A 20,066-nucleotide genomic window follows, 5' to 3' on the forward strand; every position below is an offset into this window, starting at 1 on the left:
GCAGACGGGCGGGTGGGCCGGCCTGCAGGATGCGCTGAGCACCGCTGTACCCATGATGGGCGCCGGGATGGGCCGGGGCCGCGGCGCGATGGGGCCGGCCTGGCTCCCCATGGGCGTTATGGGCGCTTCATACCGGGTCATTGTGGCGGATGCCGGGGATGTGGTCGTGGCGGACACAGGCGCGCAGGATGCTATCGGCCGGCGGCTGAAGCCGGAAGAGCGTTCCGCCGGCATCCCCATCGAATGGGACGGCCAGCGCATCGGCACTGTGCTGGTGCTCTTTGAGGCGACGGAAATCGAACAGCAGTTGGCCAGCCAGTTCCGGCAGGCGCTGGATCGTTCCCTGCTTATCTCGGTCATTGTGGCCGGCCTGGCGGCTATCGCCCTGGGGTTCCTCCTGGCGCGGCAGATCCTGGCTCCCTTGAGACATCTGCGGCTGGCCGCGGTGCGCGTGGCCGCCGGCGATTTCTCCCAACGGGTTCGGGTCACCAGTCACGACGAGGTGGGCGACCTGGCGCACACTTTCAATACCATGGCCGAGGCGTTGGGCCGGCAGGAGGAACTGCGCCGGCAGTTCATCGCCGATGTCTCCCATGAGCTCCGCACGCCGCTGGCCATCATCCAGGCGCATCTCGAGGCGTTCTTGGACGATGTGTATCCGCTTACCAAAGAGAACATCGCCAATGTGCTGGACGAGGTTATGCTGTTGGGCCGGCTGACGGAGGACCTGCGCCAACTCGCGCTGGCTGAGGCCGGCCAACTTTCGCTCCAGCGCGAGCCGGTGGACCTGGCAACCTTTACGGCCGGCATCCTTGCCGGCCTGCTCCCACAGGCGCAGGAGCGGGGTATTGCTCTGCAGGCCAATGTGCCCGAGGGCCTTTCTCCCGTGTACGCCGATCCCCAGCGTCTCAGCCAGGTTTTCCATAATTTGCTCAGCAATGCCCTGCGGCACACGCCGGCCGGCGGGCGGATCGAGATCCGTGCCCGGCCGGCGCCGCAGGCCGGCTATATCTCCATCCAGGTCGCGGATACGGGAAGCGGCATACCGCCCGACGAACTGCCCCACATCTTTGAGCGGTTTTATCGCGGTGACCGCTCCGAGCGTCGGGCGTATGGCGGCACAGGGCTGGGCCTGGCCATTGTGAAGCACCTCATCGAGGCACATGGTGGGCAGATCAGCGTGCAGAGCCGGCCCGGAGAAGGGACGACATTCACCTTTACCCTGCCGGCCGCCCGTGCGGCCTAGAAAAACCCCTCTCCGCCGTTGACGTGGATGACCTGCCCGGTGATCCATTCGGCGCGCGGGGAGGCCAGGAAGCGCACCACATAGGCGACATCCTCCGGCCGGCCCAGCCGGCCGACCGGGATATGCGCCACGAGGGCCGCCCGCCGCTCCTCCGAGTGGACAGCCAGCATATCGGTCTCGATACTGCCAGGAGCTACGGCGTTGACGGTGATGCCCTGGCTGGCGGTCTCCAGCGCCAAAGCGCGGGTCAGACCAACGATGCCGGCCTTGCTGGTGCCGTAGTGGGCTTCAACAGAAGTGCCGGCGAAGGCGTCAATGGAGGAGATGTTGATGATGCGGCCCCAGCGCTGGCGGCGCATATAGGGTAGGACGTACTGCGAGAGGATGAAGGGCGCCGTCAGGTTCACCGCCATCAGGCGGTGCCATTCCTCCAGGGTCAATTCCTCCACCGGCTGATGATGGTGCACGCCGGCGTTGTTGACCAGGATATCCACCCCGCCGAACCGGCTGACGGCAAACGCGACCAGCCCCTGTACCTGCGAGGGGTCTGCCACGTTGGCGCCAAAGGCTTCCGCTTCGCCGCCGGCGGCGCGGATATCCTCCACCACGGCGCGCGCCAGGCTGGGATGGGTGCAGTAATTGACGACCACGCGGGCGCCGGCGTCGGCCAGCTCGCGGGCGATGGCCGCGCCGATGCCGCGCGACGCGCCGGTGACAAGGGCCGTCCGGCCGGCTAGTTCCTTCGACATCCTGCACCTCCTGAGGAAATGGGGTCTGATGGTGATATACCATATTCTGCCGGCGATGACAACGCCTGCCCGGTGCAGAATGCAAATTGCACAGGAGGGTGGGATGGGTATAATGCGTGTGCACATCGGGCATCAGGACGCGCCCAGGCCGGTCGGCGCGTGCGAAGGGAAATCCTATCGTCTGGAGGACGTGATTACCACCAATGGGGAATGTTGAGCGGCGGAGGCGTGCAGAGGCACCGCAGGTACAACTGAGCGCGGAGATACTGCTTCCGCAGGCCAAGCCGGCCCGCTACACGGGAGGTGAATGGAACGCGCGCCAGAAGGACTGGCGTGCCGCGGAGATACATCTGGCGCTGGCGTACCCCGACATCTACGATGTCGGCATGTCCAACCTGGGGTTTCAGATCCTGTATGAGATCGCCAATGACATTCCAGATGTGCTGTGCGACCGCGTCTATGCCCCCTGGGTGGATATGGAGGAAGCCATGCGCCGGCACGGCCTGCCCCTGTACGGGCTGGAGAGCCGCCGGCCGCTGGCAGAGTTCGATATCATCGGTTTTCAGCTTCCTTATGAGCTGAACATGACCAATGTGCTCCATATGCTGGACCTGGCCGGCCTGCCCCTCCTGTCGGCACAGCGCGATGAGGGGCATCCTCTGGTCATCGCCGGCGGGAGCGGCGCGTATCATCCCGAGCCAATGGCCGATTTCATCGACGCCTTTGCCATCGGCGATGGGGAAGAGGTGTTGGTCGAGATACTGGATGTGTATCGCGCCTGGCGCCGGCGTCCGCACCGCTTCCGCCTGCAACTGCTGGAGGAACTGGCGCGCCTGGAAGGGGTATATGTGCCGGCCTTTTACCGCCCGCGGTATGACAGCAAGGGGCGGTACCTGGGACTACAGCCTGTCCATCCCGACGCTCCGGAACGGGTATGCCGGCGGGTGGTGGAGCGCCTGCCGCTCGCGCCGGTGCGGCCGGTGGTGCCCTACATCAGCATCGTGCATGACCGCGCCATGGTGGAGATCCAGCGCGGCTGTACCCAGGGGTGCCGGTTCTGCCAGGCCGGCATCATTTATCGGCCGGTGCGCGAGCGCTCGGTCGAGGAAATCTGCCGGCTGGCCCAGGAGTTGATCGATCATACCGGCTACGAGGAGCTGGGCCTGCTGTCCCTCAGCAGTGCGGATCATTCGCAGATCGTGGAGATCATCCGCCGGCTCAAGGCGCAGTTCGCTGACCGGCCGCTTTCCTTATCCTTACCCTCCCTGCGGGTGGATTCCTTCTCGGTGGAGCTGGCCAACATGATACAGGAGCGCCGGCGCAGCGGCTTGACCTTCGCGCCGGAGGCCGGTAGTCAGCGCCTGCGCGACGTCATCAACAAAAAGGTGCGGGCGGAGGACCTGTTCCAGGCGACAGAGGCGGCCTTCCAGAGCGGCTGGCTGCGCATCAAGCTGTACTTCATGATCGGCCTGCCCACGGAAACGGTGGAGGATGTGCGCGCCATTGGGGAGCTGGTGCGGGAGGTGCTGGATATCGGCCGACGGTATGCCGGCCGGCGCGCCCAGGTGGCCGTCAGCGCCGCCACCTTCGTCCCCAAGCCGCATACCCCGTTCCAGTGGGTTCCGCTGGTGGCGGAGGATACCCTTGCGGAGCATATTGCAGTCCTGCAGGATGCCACCCGGGTGAAAGGGGTTCATCTGAGCTGGCATGCGCCCATCACCTCCTTGCTGGAGGCGGCGCTGGCGCGGGGGGACCGCCGGCTGGGCCAGGTAATTCATCGGGCCTGGCAGTTGGGTGCCAAGTTCGATGCCTGGGAGGAGCAGTTCCGGCCGGCGGCCTGGGAACAGGCATTCGCCGAGAACGGCCTGCACCCGGATGACTTCGCCCGCCGGCCGCTGGATTATGCCGACGCCCTGCCGTGGGACCATATTGACGCCGGCGTGACGAAGGCTTTCTTATGGGCGGAGTATCAGCGGGCACTGCGGGGCGAGATCCTGAGCGACTGCCGCGAGGTCTGTCACGGATGTGGGATTCGCGGCCGCTTCCACCTGCTGGCATGTCCACTGCTGGCCGAGGAGCCGGCGGCGGAGGGGAAGCCGGCATGAACGAACCGAGCGCCCCCTGCCGCCTGCGGGTTGTGTATGCCCATGGGCCTCAGCTCCAGTATATCTCTCACCTAGACCTGATCCGGGTCTTCGAGCGCGCCGTGCGGCGGGCGCGCCTGCCCCTGGCCTATACCCAGGGGTTCAACGCCCGGCCGCGCATCAGCATGGCATCGCCTCTGCCGGTGGGCATGGCCGGCGAGAGGGAGCTGGCGGACTTTTACCTCACGGAGCGGGTTCCCGCGGGGGAATTTCTGTCCCGCCTCGCGCCGCAACTTCCACCCGGTCTGACGCTCCTCTCGGTAGAAGAGGTGCCGCGTCAGGGACCGTCGCTGGCCTCGCTCGTGCGGGCGGCGCGCTATCGCGCCGTACTGCCGGCGCATTATTCCCTGGCCGAAGTCCAACAGCGGATAAATGAGCTGTTACAGCAGGCGGTTCTGCCGCGCACGCGGCGCGCGAAAAAGGGCCGGCCGACGGACTATGACCTACGGCCGTTGATTCAGGCGCTGACGGTCGAGCCTGGGGCCGATGGGCCGGTGGTGCGCATGACGCTGGCCGCACTGCCGGGAGCCACCGGCCGGCCGGAAGAGGTGCTGGATGCGCTGGGATATCCGCCGGCCAGAGCCTCCATCGTGCGGGAGGAGATCATCCTGGCTCCGCACGCAGAGGCCCCGGCCGGGGAAGCGGGCTTGCTGGAAGATGTCGGGGAAGTCTCCGACGAATCAGGGGATTTCGCCGGCGAGGATGCGCCGTAGTTTGTCGTTGGGCAGGTTCCCCCCGGATATGACGCAGACCACCTTGCCGTGCCCGGCATGGCCGGCCAGCGCGGCAGCCACCGGGATGGCGCCGGCGCCCTCCGCGATAATGTGATTCTTTTCCGCCAGCAGGGCGATGGCATCGGCGATCTGCCGCAGGCTGACCACGCAGGCGGAATCCACCACTTGCTGGACCACCGGCCACATCTGCGGGAAAACCGACGGCGAGCCGATGGCGTCCACAAAGCTCGGGGTGTGCGGGACCTGCACCATACGGCCGGCGGCCAGCGATGGGGTCAGCGGCGCGCCGGTCTCCACCTCGGCGGCAATGAGCCGGACGTCCGGGCGCAGGGCGCGCAGGACGGAGCCAACCCCACAGCTTAACCCTCCCCCGCCGTAAGAGACCACGATCGCGGAAACGTCCGGCAGATCCTCCAGGATTTCGAGGGCGATGGTGCCGTTGCCGGCGATGACATCCGGGTCGGCGAAGGGATGGATGAACAGCCCTTCCATACCCTCCATCCGCCAGGTCTTCTGCGCCTGGAAATACACCTCCCAGGGGAGCTTGATGAAGCGGGCGCCCAGGCGCTCCACGGCCTGCACCTTCAGGTCGGAGGTGGTATTGGGGCCGACGACGGTGCAGGGGATGCCCAGCCGGCGGGCGTACCAGGCGACGCTCTGGGCCATGTTGCCCGTGCTGGCGGTCCACACGCCTTTCGCCAGCTCTTGGGGGCTGGCGGAGAGCATGGCGTTGCCGGCGCCGCGCAGTTTGAAGGAGCCGACCGGCTGGAGGTTCTCCAGCTTCAGGTAGATCTCCGCCGGCGCATCGGGCACGTTCAGGCGTACCAGCGGGGTGCGGATGGGGCCGCCGGCCAGCCGCTGGCGCGCGGCATAGACTTCCTCTATGGAGACAAGGCGCGGCTCTTTCATAACGTCTATGACTCGATAGTGAGGCCCAGGCCGGCCTGCCTGGCCTTGCGGTAGGCCAGCAGGGCGATGGCGGTGTCCTGGATGCCGACGCCGGTCAGATCGCAGACGGTGATCTCATCCGGGGAGGTGCGGCCGGGCTTGACGCCGGCGGTCAGCTCGCCCAGCTCGTCCACCGGGTCGTTCTCCGTCAGCAGGCCGGCTTTCAAGGCGAAGGCATGTTCCCCCAGCCGGAAAACCTGGGATTTCAAGTCGCAGACCCGGCGGTCGGCGCGGACCAGCACCTCCGGATAGAGCTCCTGCTTGTGCCCATTATCGGCGCCGACGGCGGTGATATGCAGGCCGGGGTGCAGCCATTCCGCCCGGACGATAGGGGTGGTGGAGGGGGTAGTGGTGACGACGATATCGCTCTGCCGCACCAGGGTCTCGGCGTCTGGCGCCGGCTCAATGGGGATGCCCCCCAGGGCTGGGAGCATGTCGTTGATGTACGCCTGCACATGTTCCGGACTGCGGGCATAGACCAGGACGCGCTGGAAGCGGCGCACCTGCTGGAGGGCAAGGAGCTGGAAGCGTGCCTGCCGGCCGGCGCCGATGATGCCGACGGTGTGAATATCCTCGCGAGCCAGGTACTGGGCGGCGATGGCGCCGGCGGCCCCGGTGCGCACATGCGTCAGGTAGCCGTTATCCAGCAGGACCGCCTGGGGGAAGCCGGTCTCCGAATGGAAGAGGAGCATCAACCCACTGCCCGAAGGAAGGCCGCGCTTGGGGTTATCGAAAAAGCCGGAGGCGATTTTCACGGCGAAGCTGTCGAAGCCCTGAATGTAGGCGGATTTGACGTGCATCTCGCCGTGATGGTCGGGCACTGGGATGCTCATGATGGGCGTGATGGCCCTTCCCTGGTACAGGGCGGTGAAGGCTTCGGCGACGGCGGCGATCGATTCGTGGTTCAGCGTCACGCACTGGCGGATCTCGTTTTCTTTGAGGACGGTGATTTGCATAGGTGCCTCCTGGGAATATAAAATGGGTCGCGCATGGGTTGATATATCAAATTACGATGATAATATATCACCATACATGAGGGCTGTCAAGCGCTGGGCGAGACCTTGCGCGCTATTGCACAAAGTCGGTTTGACAAAATCACGGATATCAGGTATACTAATATTGTCCGTGTGATAAGAGTATGACTATGATATAATGCTGGTATGCAAACAGTATATTGATTTTCAGAAGGCGCGCATCGGTTGCCTCAGACCTCTGGATTACCTCACTGTATGATTGGGAATCAGCCCCTCGCGGTGGAGCGAGCGGTTGAGCGGAATAGCCAGGTTTGATTGCGATGGGTCCGGCGTGAACGACCACTGAAACCTCGAGAGCAAGGAGAGAACAAGGTGGCGGAAAAGGCTCCCGTCAGCGCTGCATTGGTGATTGGTGGAGGTGTAGCCGGCCAACGCGCGGCGTTGGACATTGCGGAGGCAGGTTTCCCCGTCTATCTGGTGGAGAATGGCCCCAGCCTCGGTGGAATCGTCGCCCAACTCGGTTTCATGTTCCCCACGCATGACTGCGTCCTCTGTCGGGGCGGGCGAGACCATGGGTACGGCTGTACCCGACCGGCCATTTCCCCAGCCTTCCACGAACACAGCCGGCATCCCAACATCCACGTCCATACCAGCACCGAGGTGCTCTCTGTGGAGGGCAGGGCCGGCGATTTCACCGTCCACCTGCGCCAACGCCCCCAGTACGTGAACCCCGAACGCTGTATCAACTGCGGCAAATGTGCCGAAGTCTGCCCGATTGAGATTGAAAACCCCTTCCACGAAGGGCTTGCCAAACGCAAGCTGATCGACAAGGATACCGGCCGGCTTATCCCCGACAGCTATTACCTCTGGGAGAAAGCGGAATACTGCGAGACTTGTCATAAGTGCGAGCCGGTCTGTCCCACCCAGGCTGTGAACCTGTCCGCCCAGCCGAAGGAGTGGGAGGTGCAGGTCGGCGCCATCGTCCTGTCCACGGGCTACCGCCTGTTTGATCCTCGCGAGTACGAGGAATACGGCTATAAGCGCTTCCCCAACGTGCTGACGAGCCTGGAATTCGAGCGGCTGGTGAGCAACAACGGCCCGTTAATGGGGCATTTTGTGACGCCGGCCACCGGCGAGAAGCCGAAGAGCATCGCCTGGCTCCAGTGCGTCGGCTCGCGCGATCACCGCTATCCCTGGTGCTCCGCCATCTGCTGTATGCATGCCACGAAAGAGGCGATCCTGGCCAAGGAGCGCATCGGCCAGGATGTCGCCTGCCGCATTTTCCTCATGGATCAGCGCACCTTTAACAAGGAATATCATGCTTACTACGAGCGCTCGCGCGAGCTGTACGGCGTGGAGTATATCCGCTCGCGCATCTCTGGCCTGCGGCAGGACCCCAAGACGAAGCAGATTTACCTGCGCTGGCGCGATGAGGCCGGCAAGTTCCACGAAGAACCGTATGATGTGGTCGTGCTCTCGGTGGGCGTGCATCCGCCCGAGCAGTCGGAGCGGGTGGCGCGCATGCTGGGCATTGACCTGAACGATTACGGCTTCTGCCACACGGAGAAATTCGCCCCGGTGGCGACCACGCGCGCCGGCGTGTTCGCCGCCGGCGCTGTCTCCGCCCCGCGCGAGATGGCCGAGGCCTTCACGACCTCGACGGCGGCGGCCAACGAGGTGATCCAGCTCCTCTCGACACTGCGCAAGCCGGAACTGCCGGCGCGTCCTCAGCCGGCAATGCCAGAAGGGCCGGCCCGGGTCGGGGTGTTCGTCTGCCGGTGCGGCGGGACCATCGAGGGGAAAATAGACACGGCGGACGTGGCGATGTACGCCGCGACCCTGCCTCAGGTGGTCTACGCGACGGCGGTGGACTTCCCCTGCCTGGCCGAGGGGCAGGAAGAGATCCGCAAGGCCATCGCCGTGCATGGGCTGAACCGCCTGGTGGTGGCCGGCTGTAGCGTCCGCACGCACCTGGCCCTGTTCGAGCGGCTGGCGGAAGAGGCCGGCATCCCGCGCGGCCTGGTCAGCATGGCCAATATCCGCGAGCAAGCGGCCTGGGTGCATCCGAACCCGGCGGACGCCAGGCGCAAGGCCAAGGAGCTGACCCGTGTGGCCGTGGTGCGGGTGGTCAAGGGCCAGCCGGTCAAAATAGATACCATTGATCCCATCCCAGAGGTGCTGGTGCTGGGCGGCGGCGTGGCCGGCATGACCGCCGCGCTAGAGCTGGCCAATGCCGGCCTGGGCGTGACCCTGGTGGAAAAGACGGACCAGCTCGGCGGCATCGTGCGCCGCAAATATCACCTGGTCGAAGGGCAGGACCCCCAGCAGTACGTCCAGGCGCTGGTGAACCAGGTGCTGAAGCACGCGCGCATCAAGGTGCTGACCAATACCCGGCTAGTGAGTCAGAGCGGCCGACCGGGGCGCTTCCGCTCGGTGCTCCAGCATGTGGACGACGGCAGGACCGAGGAAATCGCCCTGGAGCACGGCGCGACGGTGCTGGCCATCGGTGGGGTGCCGTATGCCGGCCACGAGTACTTGCTGGGCCAGCATCCCCAGGCGATCAGCCAGCTCGAGCTGGAGCGCATCCTGGTGGAGGAGCCGGAGCGTGTCAAAGGCCTGCGCCAGGTCGTCATGATCCAGTGCGTCGGCCGGGATGAGGCCCCGCACTCCCCCTGCAGTCGCATTTGCTGTACCGGTGCGGTGGGCAACGCGCTGAAGATCAAAGAGCTGAACCCGTCCTGTCAGGTATATGTGTTGTACCGCGATGTGATGACCTACGGCCCGCGCGAGGCGTATTACACGGCGGCGCGCGAGAAGGGCGTGCTGTTCGTGCGCTACGACCCGGCCGAAAAGCCGGTGGTCAGCGCGACCCCGCAGGGCCTGGTGGTGAAGGTGCGGGAGCGCACGCTCAACGAGATGCTGGAACTGCGGCCGGACCTGCTGGCGCTGAGCACGGTGACCCAGCCGGCGCCGGATGTGGCCGATGTCGCCTGGCGGTTGGGATTGCCCCTCTCGCCGGAGGGCTTCTTCCAGGAAGCGCATACCAAGATGCGTCCCACCGAGTTTGTGAAGCCGGGCGTGTACGTCGCCGGCCTGGCCCACTATCCTAAGTTCATCGAGGACTCCGTCGCGCAGGCCAAAGCGGTTTCGGCGCAGATCATGCAGTGGCTGGGGCACGGCCCGGTGCAGGTTGGCGGCCTGGTGGCGGAGGTCAATCAGGAGCGCTGTGTGGGCTGTCTGACCTGCGTGCGCATCTGCCCTTATCATGCGCCGTACATTGACTATTCGGTGCCTGGCATCGGCGGCATCATGGGCGCGGCATATATTGACCCTGCCCGCTGTCAGGGTTGCGGGTTGTGCACCGCCGAGTGTCCCAATAAGGCCATTCAGTTGTACGGTTACCAGGACGACGTGCTGATGGACCCGGCCATGCCGGTGCTGGGGCGCTGGGAAGTGCCTTCGCCGGCGGCGTAATGCAGGCAGTGCGGAAGATGGGGAAGGCGATATGAGCGAAACACCGTTTGAACCTGAGATCACAGCCTTTGTGTGTCAGTACTGCGGGGATATGGCGGCGGATTCGGCCGGCTGGAACCGCATCAGCTATCCGGCCAACGTCAAAATCGTGCGCCTGCCCTGCACCGGCAAGGTGGACGTGCATCACATCCTGAACGCCTTCGAGCACGGCGCGGACGGCGTCTATGTGGTGGCGTGCCCGGAGGGCAACTGTCATCATATCAACGGCAACCTGTCCGCCAAGCGCCGTGTCACCTACGCCAAGTCCCTGCTGGACGAGGTGGGGGTGGGGGGCAACCGCCTGGAAATGTTCCATGTGACCGCGGCGCAGGGGGATGAATTCGCCCGCATCGCCGCGGAGATGACGGAGCGCATTCGGGCCCTGGGGCCGTCGCCGGTGCGGCGGGCCATGGGGAAATCGAGCGGGTGAGGGAAGCGGCTATTTGCACACCGTTTGTGGAGGATAACGCATGATCATTGCGCAACGCAAACCGCTGGAAGAGATCAAGGAGATGGTCGCCTCGTACGAGAAGGTGCTGGTGTTGGGGTGCGGCACCTGTGTGGCGGTCTGTTTCGCCGGCGGAGAGAAAGAGGCCAAACTGCTCGCCTCCGAACTGCGCATGGCGCGGCAGATGGAAGGCAAACCCACACAGATCATTGACCACACCATTCAGCGCCAGTGCGAGTGGGAGTTCATTGATCCCATCAAAGAGCTGGTCGCCTCGGTGGACGCCGTGGTTTCGACCGCCTGCGGCATCGGCGTGCAGGGTATGGCGGAGCGCTTTGAGGACAAGCCCATTTTCCCCGGCGTGAACACCACCTTCCTGGGCATGCCGGTCCAGCCGGGGGAGTTTGTGGAGCGCTGTCAGGCCTGCGGGGACTGCATCCTGGACCTGACGGGCGGGGTGTGTCCGGTGGCGCGCTGTGCCAAGAGCCTGATGAACGGGCCGTGCGGCGGCTCCCAGAACGGCAAGTGTGAGGTGAACCCGGAAACGCCCTGCGCGTGGCAGTTGATTTATGACCGGCTGGCGAAGCTGGGCCAGTTGGAGCGCATGATGGAAATCATGCCGGCCAAGGACTGGTCTACCAGCCGCGACGGCGGCCTGCGCAAGATCATTCGGGAGGATTTGAAGCTATGAGCGGGGACAACGGCAAGGAACTGGTCGTCGGAAGCAAACTCGAACGCCTCTTGAAGGCCGGCCATTTTGTCGTCACAGGCGAGCTGGGTCCCCCTCAGAACGCGGACCGTTCGGTCATCGAGAAAAAGGCCGGCTATCTGCGCGATGCCGTCGATGCGGTCAATATCACCGATAACCAGACGGCGGTGGTGCGCATGTGCTCCATGGCGGTGGCCAAGATGCTCATTGAACTGGGCATCGAACCCATCATGCAGATGACCTGCCGCGACCGCAACCGCATCGCTATCCAGAGCGACCTGCTGGGCGCCTATGCCCTGGGCGTGCGCAATCTGCTGTGCCTGACGGGCGACCATCAGAGCTTCGGCAATCACCCGCAGGCCAAGAACGTGCATGATCTGGACTCCATCACCCTGATCCAGATGGTGCGCCAGATGCGCGATGCGAAGAAGTTCCAGTGCGGCGAGGAGATCAAGGGGCAGGAGCCGCGCTTCTTCGTCGGCGGCGCGATCAACCCCTTTGCGGATCCCTTTGACTTCCGGCCGTTCCGCCTGGCGAAAAAGGTAAAAGCCGGCGTGGAGTTCGTGCAGAGCCAGCTCATCTTTAACGTGCCGAAGTTCCGCGAGTACATGAAGCGCTGTGGAGACCTGGGCCTGCTGGACAAGGTGTATGTCCTGGCCGGCGTCGGCCCCATCAAATCTCTGGGCGCGGCCCGCTACATGGCCAATAACGTGCCGGGTATGGATGTCCCGCAGGAGTACATTGACCGCATGGCTAATGCCGTCAAGGGCATCCCCCAGGAGGATAAGAAAGCGCGCCGCGAGGCCTGGGAGCGCGAGGGCATCAAGATCTGTGCCGAGATCATCCAGCAGGTGAAGGAGATTCCTGGGGTGGCCGGCGTGCACATCATGGCCATCGAGTGGGAAAGCGCAGTTCCCGAGATCGTGAAAGAGGCCGGCCTGCTACCTCGACCCAAGCTGGAGGCATAAGGAGTCGCCCATGAGCGGGAAAAACGGCGGCAAACCGCTGAGCCAGCTTATCACCGAACTCAGCGGAGAGAATATCTACCGGTGTTATCAGTGTCAGCGCTGTACCAACGGCTGTCCCTTTGCCGAGTTCTTTGATATCCCGCCCCATGAGCTGATCCGGCGCCTGCAGTTCGGCCAGGATGAGGTCTGCCTGACCGCCAAAACCACCTGGCTCTGTGCTGCCTGCCAGACCTGCAATACGCGCTGTCCGCAGGACATTGACGTGGCGCGGGTGTTTGACATCGTCAAGATCGAGGCGCAGGAGCGCGGATTGAAGCCGGCGGAGTTCCCCGTCAAGGCCTTCTACGATGCCGGCATGCGCAACATCCGCTGGTTTGGCCGGCTGTATGAGCTGGGGCTGATGGCCGAGCTGTACGGGAAGATGTTCTTCCGCGGCGAGCTGGACCTGGGCCGGCTTTTCTCTAAAGACCTGCCCATGGCCCTGCGCATGCTGCGTGCCGGCAAGCTGAAAATCTTCCCCTCCATCGCGCGCGGCTCGCAGACGCGACCTATCCCGAAGCCGGCCGGCAAGAAGGCCATCGGCTATTATCCCGGCTGTTCCCTGCATGCGACTGCCATCGAGTTCGGCAGGTCCATGGAGGCAGTGGCGGAAGCCCTGGACCTGGCGCTGATCGAGCCGAACGGATGGGTATGCTGTGGTACCTCGCCGGCGCATTCCAGTGATCATGTGCTGGCTACCGCACTGCCGCTGGAGAACCTGGCGCTGATCGAGAAGGCCGGCTGTGATGCGGTAACGGTGCCTTGTGCTTCCTGCTTCTCCCGCTTCAAAATGGCGGTGGCGCATGTGGATGACAATCCTGCGCTGAAGCGGGAGGTCGAGGAGCTGGTGCGCAAGCGCCGCGGTTTCGTCTATCACGGCGGTGTGGATGTCCAGCATATCCTCGAGACCTTCGAGGAATATGTCGGGCTGGACGCCATCCGGGAGAAGGTGCGCCGGCCGCTGAAGGGGCTGAAGTTCGTGTCCTACTACGGCTGTCTCATCACCCGCCCGCCGAAAGTCACCGAGGCCCCGCATCCTGAGAACCCCATGAACATGGAGCATATCATTGAGGCGCTGGGCGGGGAGAACCTGGACTGGAACTACAAGACCGCCTGCTGTGGCGGGTCCCTGTCCCTCAGCGAGCTGGATATGGCGTTGAGCATGATTGCCCGCATCGTGGGAGAGGCGCGGGAGGTGGGCGCGGATGCCATCGTGGTGGCCTGTCCGCTCTGCCACGCTAACCTGGATATGCGCCAGGATATGCTGGAAAGCGCGGAGAAGCCCATCCCGGTGGTGTATATTACCGAACTGATGGGACTGGCGTTCGGAATGCCCCCCAAAGAGCTGGGGCTGGATAAGCACCTGGCACCCACCGACGGGCTGGTACAGCGCATCCTGGGAGAGCCGGCCCGTGTCTGAGATGAGCGAGATCTCACCATTCTTAGGGAGGAACGCATGATCACTGAGAATCCCGTCACGACCTTCCTGGACGAGCTGGCCAGCGCCAAGCCGGCGCCGGGCGGGGGCAGCGCGGCGGCATTGTGCGGTGCGCTGGGAGCGGCCCTGGTGAGCATGGTCTGCAACCTCACCGTCGGCAAAAAGAAATACGCCGATGTGGAGGGGGAGATCAAGGGCATCCTCGAGAAATCCGAGGAACTGCGGCGCCGCTTCGTCCAACTGATCGAAGATGACATCGCGGCATACACGGCCGTCTCGGAAGCCTTCAAGATGCCGCGCGACACGGAGGAACAGAAGGCAGCGCGCGAGGAGGCCATCCAGAAGGCGCTGAAGGCCGCCGTCGTCCCGCCGATGCGCATGGTGGAGGCCAGTGTGGAGACGCTGAAGCTGTGCATGCCGGTGGCGGAAAAGGGCAACGTCAACGCGGTGAGCGACGCCGGCGTGGCGGCGGTGGCGGCCGAGGCCTGCATGCGCTCCGCGGCCATGAACGTGCTCATTAACCTGGGGCAAATTGCCGACCAGGAGTTTGTGGCACAACAGCGTGCCCGGCTCGATGAACTCATGCGGGGCATGTCCGAATTGAAGGAACAGGTGGTCGCGTACGTGGTGGCCAAGCTCTGACAGCCGGCCGCCCGGAAAATCAGGGAGGAGGGTGCACGGAATGACAGCGCAACTGCTGGATGGGAAGGCGCTGGCCAAGACCATGCAGGAGGAGGTCAGCGCGGAGATTCAGGCCTTTAAGGAGGCTACTGGGGTTACCCCGAAGCTGGTGGTCGTGCGCGCCGGCGAGGACCCCGCCTCGGTAAGCTATGCCAACGCTATCGCCAAGACCTGCGAGAAGTACGGCGTTGCCTTTGAGCTGAAGGCCCTGCCCGAAAGCGCCTCGCAGGCGGAGATGGTGAGCCTGGTACAGAGCCTCTCTGCGGATGCCAGCGTCCACGGCATCATGGTGCAGGAGCCGATGCCCAAGGGCATTGATCCCGCGGCGGTCATCGCGGCGCTGTCGCCGGCCAAGGACGTGGACGGCGTACATCCGCTGAACGCCGGCCTGCTGATGGAGGGCAAGGGCGATTTCTTCGCGCCGGCGACCCCCTCCGGCGGCATGGAGATCCTGCGCCGCTACAACGTGCCCATCAAGGGCAAGCATGCGGTGGTGGTGGGGCGCTCCAATATCGTCGGCAAGCCTATGGCTCTCCTGCTCCTGCATGAGCACGCCACGGTGACCATCTGCCACTCCCGCACGGTGGACTTGGGGGCGGTGACGCGCCAGGGAGATATCCTGGTGGCGGCCGTGGGCAAGGCACGCCTGATCACCGGCGACATGGTGAAACCGGGTGCGGTGGTGATTGATTTCGGCGTGAATTTCGAGGACGGCAAGATGGTCGGGGATGTGGATTTCGAGTCGGCCAAGGAGGTGGCCGGCATGATCACCCCGGTCCCGGGTGGTACTGGCCCGATGACCAATGTGATGCTGATGAAGAACGTGTTGGCGGCCGCCAAACGCCAGGTCTCGGCATAACGCCGGCCGGTGCGGTGGATATCACCTGCGGAAGCAGAGGTTTTTATCACACATTTTGAAGGAGGAAAGGACATGACAGCAAAGGTTGTACCCAGCGACATCGAAATCGCCCAGGCAGCCACGCTCAAGCCCATCGTGGAGATCGCCAAGAGCGTTGGCCTCACCGAGGATGATCTGGACCTGTATGGCAAATACAAAGCCAAGGTTCATCTAGACGTCCTGGATCGCCTGCAGGACCGGCCCAACGGCAAGTACATTGATGTGACGGCCATCACCCCGACGCCGCTGGGCGAGGGCAAGACGGTGACCACCATCGGTCTCTCCCAGGCCTTGGGCTACATCGGCAAGAAGGTGTTCACCTGCATCCGTCAGCCGTCCATGGGTCCCACGTTCGGGATCAAGGGCGGGGCCGCCGGCGGCGGCTATTCCCAGGTCGTCCCGATGGAGGACTTCAACCTGCACCTGACCGGCGACATCCATGCCGTGGGTGTGGCGCACAACCTCCTGGCGGCGGCTATTGACGCCCGCATCATGCACGAAAGCACCATGAGCGACGAGGCCCTGCTCTCCCGCACGGGCATCCCGCGGCTGGATATTGACCCCTATTCCATCATGTGGAACCGGGTGGTGGACATCTCGGACCGCGCCCTGCGCAACATCATCATCGGCCTGGGCACCAAGGCTGACGGCCGGCCGCGCCAGACCGGCTTCGACATCACCGTGGCCTCTGAAGTGATGGCCATCCTGGCGCTGGCCTCGGACCTGAAGGACCTGCGGGAGCGGTTGGGCCGCATCGTCTTCGGCACCGACAAGAAAGGCAACCCGCTGACGGCGGAGCATCTGAAAGTCGCCGGCGCCATGACCGTCCTGATGAAGGATGCCTTGATGCCCACCCTGATGCAGACGCTGGAGCACACGCCGGTCTTCGTGCATGCCGGCCCCTTCGCCAATATCGCGCAAGGCAACAGCTCCATTGTGGCGGACAAAATCGCTCTGAAGCTGGTGGGGCCGGATGGCTATGTGGTCACCGAGTCCGGTTTCGGCGCCGACATGGGCATGGAGAAGTTCTTCAACATCAAGTGCCGCTTCAGCGGGCTGATCCCGAACTGCGTGGTGCTGGTTGCCTCCGTGCGCGCCCTGAAGATGCACGGCGGCGGTCCCACCGTCGTCCCGGGCAAGCCGCTGGATCCGGCCTACACGCAGGAGAACCTGGACCTGCTCCGCAAGGGCCTGGCCAACCTGACCCAGCACATTGAGAACGCGCTCAAGTTCGGCGTCCCGGTGGTGGTGGCCATCAACCGCTTCACCGCCGACACCGATGCGGAGATCGAGCTGGTGCGCAAGGCGGCGGTGGAGGCCGGCGCCGAGGGCGCCTATGTCAGCAACGTCTGGGCCGAGGGCGGCAAGGGCGGTGCCGAGCTGGCCGAGGCGGTGGTCAAGGCCTGCGAGAAGCCGAGCAACTTCCGCTTCCTCTATCCGCTGGACATCCCCATCAAGGAGAAGATCGAGATCATCGCCCGCGAGATCTACCGCGCCGATGGTGTCGACTTCCTGGCGGCGGCCGAGAAGAAGATCGAGCTTTATACCAAGCTGGGCTATGACAAGATGCCCATCTGCATGGCCAAGACGCACCTGTCCTTCTCGCACGATCCGACGCTCAAGGGCGCGCCGCGCGGGTACCGCCTGCCCATCCGCGACATCCGCGCTTCGGTGGGCGCCGGCTTCCTGTATCCGCTGTGCGGCGAAATGCGCACCATGCCGGGCCTGCCCGCACGGCCGGCGTTCGTGGACGTGGACCTGGATCTGGAGACCGGTCGGGTCAAGGGCCTCTTCTAACTCCGCCGTATTCCACGCAAGCACGACAAGGAGGGGAGAACAACTCCCCTCCTTGTCATTTTCCCCGCATTGTGGTATAATGTATACAGCTACTGGCAGATTGGCGCGCACGTTCTCCCCTTGAACCATCAACGACTGCCAGTAAAAAATTGCGCCGGATACTTCGTGCATTTTTGCGCGAAGTGGGATGGAGATTTGACAGAACGGCAGGAATGGGTATAATTGTGACAGAATACACAATCTAGCCGGCCCAACTGTCCATTACCACACCAAAGGAGGTATGCGCGGGGATGGAAAGAGTCACGTTCAGCACGCCCACGTTGTACGCCGACCACCATGTCCTGAAGGTTCGGCAGGTACTGCTGGCCCTCGACGGCGTCAAGGATGTCATCGCCAGCTCCATGTATCGTGATGTGACGGTAGATTACGACCCCAGCAAGATTTCCGCAGAAGCGATTCAGCAAGCCATTGAAGCCGCTGGTTATCCTATCGGAGTTGAGCCTGATTTCTCCGACCTGGTGCCGGCCCACGACGACTCCTCGACCTGGTACACCTACATCCGCCGCGTCACACAGACCATCCAGGCCGATTTGGAGATGTCGGGCGACTTCCGCAAGTACTAAGGGGACCATTGTAGGGTAAAGTGCCCATAAGGGCTATGAGATTGTGCCGGTATTCCGCCGGCGATGAAGAAGGAGTAAAGCCATGTCACCGAATTACCAATCGATGGATCCCGCTGTGGTGGCCCTTCAGGGGATTGCTGAAGAAGCCTGCTGTCCCACGGTGTTTGATCGAGCGGCGGAGTTGAAGCCGTGTCCCATTGGTTCGACCGGGGTATGCTGTCGCATGTGCGCCATGGGACCCTGCCGGCTGGTGGGCAAGACCGATCGCGGCGTCTGCGGTGCTACCCGCGCCACGGTGGTGGCCCGCAATTACACGCGCATGGTCGCCGGCGGCGCTTCCGCCCACTCGGACCACGGCCGTGACCTCGCCCGCACCCTGATCGAAACCGCCCGCGGGGAGGCCCAGGGCTACCGCATCCGCGACGTGCAGAAGCTGTACGAGGTCGCGGAAATCATGGAAGTACCCACAAAGGGGCGAAAGGTAGAGGAAATTGCCGAGGATGTGGGCAGAAAAGCGCTGGCGCAGTTCGGTCAGCAGGAAGGCGAATTGATTTATCTGCGGCGGGCGCCGAAGAAGCGGCAGGAAATCTGGCGCAAGACCGGCATCGCCCCGCGCGGCATCGACCGGGAAGTGGTGGAAGCCATGCACCGCACCCATGAGGGTGTGGATATGGATGCGGAGCACATCCTGATGCAAGCCCTGCGCTGTTCCCTGGCTGACGGCTGGGGCGGCTCGATGATGGCTACCGATATCAGCGACATCCTCTTCGGCACCCCCGTTCCGCTGAATACCTACCATAACCTGGGCGTGCTGAAAGAGGATGAGGTCAACCTCATCATCCACGGTCACGAGCCGACCCTATCCGAGATGGTGGTGGCGGTGGCGCAGATGCCGGAAATGCAGGAATATGCCCGCTCCAAAGGCGCCAAAGGCATCAACCTCGCCGGCATGTGCTGTACCTCTCTCGAAGTACTGGCGCGCCACGGCGTGCCCTCGGCCGGCAACTTCCTCAGCCAGGAAATCGCCATCCTCACCGGCGCGGTGGACGCCATGGTGGTGGACGTGCAGTGCATCATGGAAGCACTGGTACCGGTATCCCAGCGCTTCCACACCCTGCTCATCACCACCTCGCCCAAGGCCAAGATGACCGGCGCCCTGCATATCGAGTTCGACGAGGAGCACGCGCTGGACATCGCCAAAGAGATCGTCAAGCGGGCGGTGGACAACTTCCCCAACCGCAAGGCCCAGGTGGTCATTCCCAAGGACGCGCTCAGCCCGGCCATCGGTGGCTTCTCCCATGAGTACCTGCAGTACATGCAGGGCGGCTTGCATCGCGGCTCCTTCCGCCCGCTGAATGATGCCATCATCGCCGGCCGCATCCGCGGCGCCGCCGGCGTTGTCGGCTGCAACAACGCTCGCGTTCCACACGATGAAGGCATGATGAAGGTCATCCGCACCCTCATCGCCAACGACGTGTTGGTGGTGACCACCGGCTGTACCGCCCACGCCTCGGGCAAGTACGGCTATCTCCTGCCTGAGATGATGCGCGACGCCGGCAAGGGCCTGCGGGAGGTCTGCGAGGCCATCGGCATCCCGCCGGTGCTGAACCTGGGCTCTTGCGTGGACAACAGCCGCATCCTGACCGTGCTCAGCCAGATGGCGACCGAAGGCGGCCTGGGCCAGGATATCGGCGATCTGCCGGCGGTAGGAATGGCACCGGAGTGGATGTCGGAAAAGGCCATCGCCATCGGCACCTACTTCGCCGCCTCCGGTGTGCATACCATCTTTGGCGTGAACAACATCGTCAGCGGCAGTCCGGAGGTTGTCGAGATTCTCTCCAAGAAGTGGGATGAGATGTTCGGCGGCACCATGGAGTTCATCCCGGACTATGATGAGATGATCCAGGCGGCGCTGGCGCATATTGACCGCAAGCGAGCGGAACTGGGTCTGGTGCCGTGGGACCCCGAGCGCTACGGCCAGAGCGGCGGCGATGAGCTGATGGAAAAGATCCTTTCCCTGCCACCCGAACAGCGCTATCTGTACAGCCGTAAGGTGGTGGAGGAGAGGGTCGCAGAGCAGGTGTAAGCTGAAATCGCTGGGGCAGGGGGCGCCGGCCGGCGTCCCCGCCCTTTTCCCAATCACAGAGGCATTGAGGG

At 63.9% G+C, this 20,066-nt stretch carries 16 protein-coding genes; 13 read left to right on the plus strand and 3 right to left on the minus strand.

The window, feature by feature from the left end:
- Positions 1-1,246 (plus strand): HAMP domain-containing protein (locus tag H5T60_00005; protein ID MBC7240814.1); only part of this gene is annotated, 1,246 nt, incomplete at its 5' end.
- On the opposite strand, the gene H5T60_00010 is transcribed toward H5T60_00005, so the two are convergent.
- Positions 1,243-1,995 (minus strand): 3-oxoacyl-ACP reductase FabG, encoded by a 753-nt coding sequence (locus tag H5T60_00010; protein MBC7240815.1) that lies wholly within the window; start codon positions 1,993-1,995, stop codon positions 1,243-1,245. The two genes, H5T60_00005 and H5T60_00010, sit on opposite strands and share 4 nt — an antisense overlap.
- Positions 1,996-2,198: 203 nt before the next feature.
- Between H5T60_00010 and H5T60_00015 the strand changes: the two genes are divergently transcribed.
- Positions 2,199-4,100 carry a TIGR03960 family B12-binding radical SAM protein gene (locus tag H5T60_00015; protein MBC7240816.1) on the plus strand — a complete coding sequence of 634 codons (1,902 nt, stop codon included), beginning with the start codon at positions 2,199-2,201 and terminating at the stop codon, positions 4,098-4,100.
- On the plus strand, positions 4,097-4,852 hold the full coding sequence (locus H5T60_00020) for a DUF2344 domain-containing protein (GenBank protein MBC7240817.1): 756 nt from the start codon (positions 4,097-4,099) through the stop codon (positions 4,850-4,852). Before H5T60_00015 ends, H5T60_00020 begins: the two co-directional genes overlap by 4 nt.
- Here the strand turns inward: H5T60_00020 and H5T60_00025 are convergent.
- Both H5T60_00025 and H5T60_00030 read right to left on the minus strand, forming a co-directional pair.
- Complete coding sequence (locus H5T60_00025) at positions 4,820-5,782, minus strand: pyridoxal-phosphate dependent enzyme (GenBank protein ID MBC7240818.1); 963 nt, start codon at positions 5,780-5,782, stop codon at positions 4,820-4,822. The genes H5T60_00020 and H5T60_00025 overlap by 33 nt on opposite strands.
- A gap of 5 nt (positions 5,783-5,787) precedes the next feature.
- Positions 5,788-6,771, minus strand: a complete 984-nt coding sequence (locus tag H5T60_00030; GenBank protein MBC7240819.1) for a cyclodeaminase — start codon at positions 6,769-6,771, stop codon at positions 5,788-5,790.
- 396 nt (positions 6,772-7,167) lie between these two features.
- Between H5T60_00030 and H5T60_00035 the strand changes: the two genes are divergently transcribed.
- From H5T60_00035 to cooS, 10 genes are all read left to right on the plus strand, one after another.
- Positions 7,168-10,269: a CoB--CoM heterodisulfide reductase iron-sulfur subunit A family protein gene (locus tag H5T60_00035; protein MBC7240820.1), complete on the plus strand. Its 3,102-nt coding sequence runs from the start codon at positions 7,168-7,170 to the stop codon at positions 10,267-10,269.
- Between the two features lie 31 nt (positions 10,270-10,300).
- Entirely contained in the window at positions 10,301-10,738 is a 438-nt protein-coding gene (locus tag H5T60_00040) for a hydrogenase iron-sulfur subunit (GenBank protein ID MBC7240821.1), read from the plus strand.
- 40 nt (positions 10,739-10,778) lie between these two features.
- Positions 10,779-11,447: a methylenetetrahydrofolate reductase C-terminal domain-containing protein gene (locus tag H5T60_00045; GenBank protein ID MBC7240822.1), complete on the plus strand. Its 669-nt coding sequence runs from the start codon at positions 10,779-10,781 to the stop codon at positions 11,445-11,447.
- The gene (locus H5T60_00050; protein ID MBC7240823.1) at positions 11,444-12,433 is read left to right on the plus strand and encodes a methylenetetrahydrofolate reductase; all 990 of its coding nucleotides are present in this window, start codon (positions 11,444-11,446) and stop codon (positions 12,431-12,433) included. The genes H5T60_00045 and H5T60_00050 overlap by 4 nt, the downstream gene beginning before the upstream one ends.
- Before the next feature lie 10 nt (positions 12,434-12,443).
- Positions 12,444-13,892: a 4Fe-4S dicluster domain-containing protein gene (locus H5T60_00055; GenBank protein ID MBC7240824.1), complete on the plus strand. Its 1,449-nt coding sequence runs from the start codon at positions 12,444-12,446 to the stop codon at positions 13,890-13,892.
- Between the two features lie 36 nt (positions 13,893-13,928).
- Complete coding sequence (locus tag H5T60_00060) at positions 13,929-14,552, plus strand: cyclodeaminase/cyclohydrolase family protein (GenBank protein ID MBC7240825.1); 624 nt, start codon at positions 13,929-13,931, stop codon at positions 14,550-14,552.
- Between the two features lie 40 nt (positions 14,553-14,592).
- Positions 14,593-15,450 carry a bifunctional 5,10-methylenetetrahydrofolate dehydrogenase/5,10-methenyltetrahydrofolate cyclohydrolase gene (locus H5T60_00065; protein MBC7240826.1) on the plus strand — a complete coding sequence of 286 codons (858 nt, stop codon included), beginning with the start codon at positions 14,593-14,595 and terminating at the stop codon, positions 15,448-15,450.
- Positions 15,451-15,522: 72 nt separating this feature from the next.
- Positions 15,523-17,286 (plus strand): formate--tetrahydrofolate ligase, encoded by a 1,764-nt coding sequence (locus tag H5T60_00070; GenBank protein MBC7240827.1) that lies wholly within the window; start codon positions 15,523-15,525, stop codon positions 17,284-17,286.
- 290 nt (positions 17,287-17,576) lie between these two features.
- Positions 17,577-17,909, plus strand: a complete 333-nt coding sequence (locus tag H5T60_00075) for a heavy-metal-associated domain-containing protein (protein MBC7240828.1) — start codon at positions 17,577-17,579, stop codon at positions 17,907-17,909.
- A gap of 82 nt (positions 17,910-17,991) precedes the next feature.
- Positions 17,992-19,995 (plus strand): anaerobic carbon-monoxide dehydrogenase catalytic subunit, encoded by a 2,004-nt coding sequence (gene cooS / locus H5T60_00080; GenBank protein ID MBC7240829.1) that lies wholly within the window; start codon positions 17,992-17,994, stop codon positions 19,993-19,995.
- Positions 19,996-20,066: the final 71 nt, after the last annotated feature.

Source organism: Anaerolineae bacterium, assembly GCA_014360855.1.
Classification (GTDB): Bacteria; Chloroflexota; Anaerolineae; order JACIWP01; family JACIWP01; genus JACIWP01.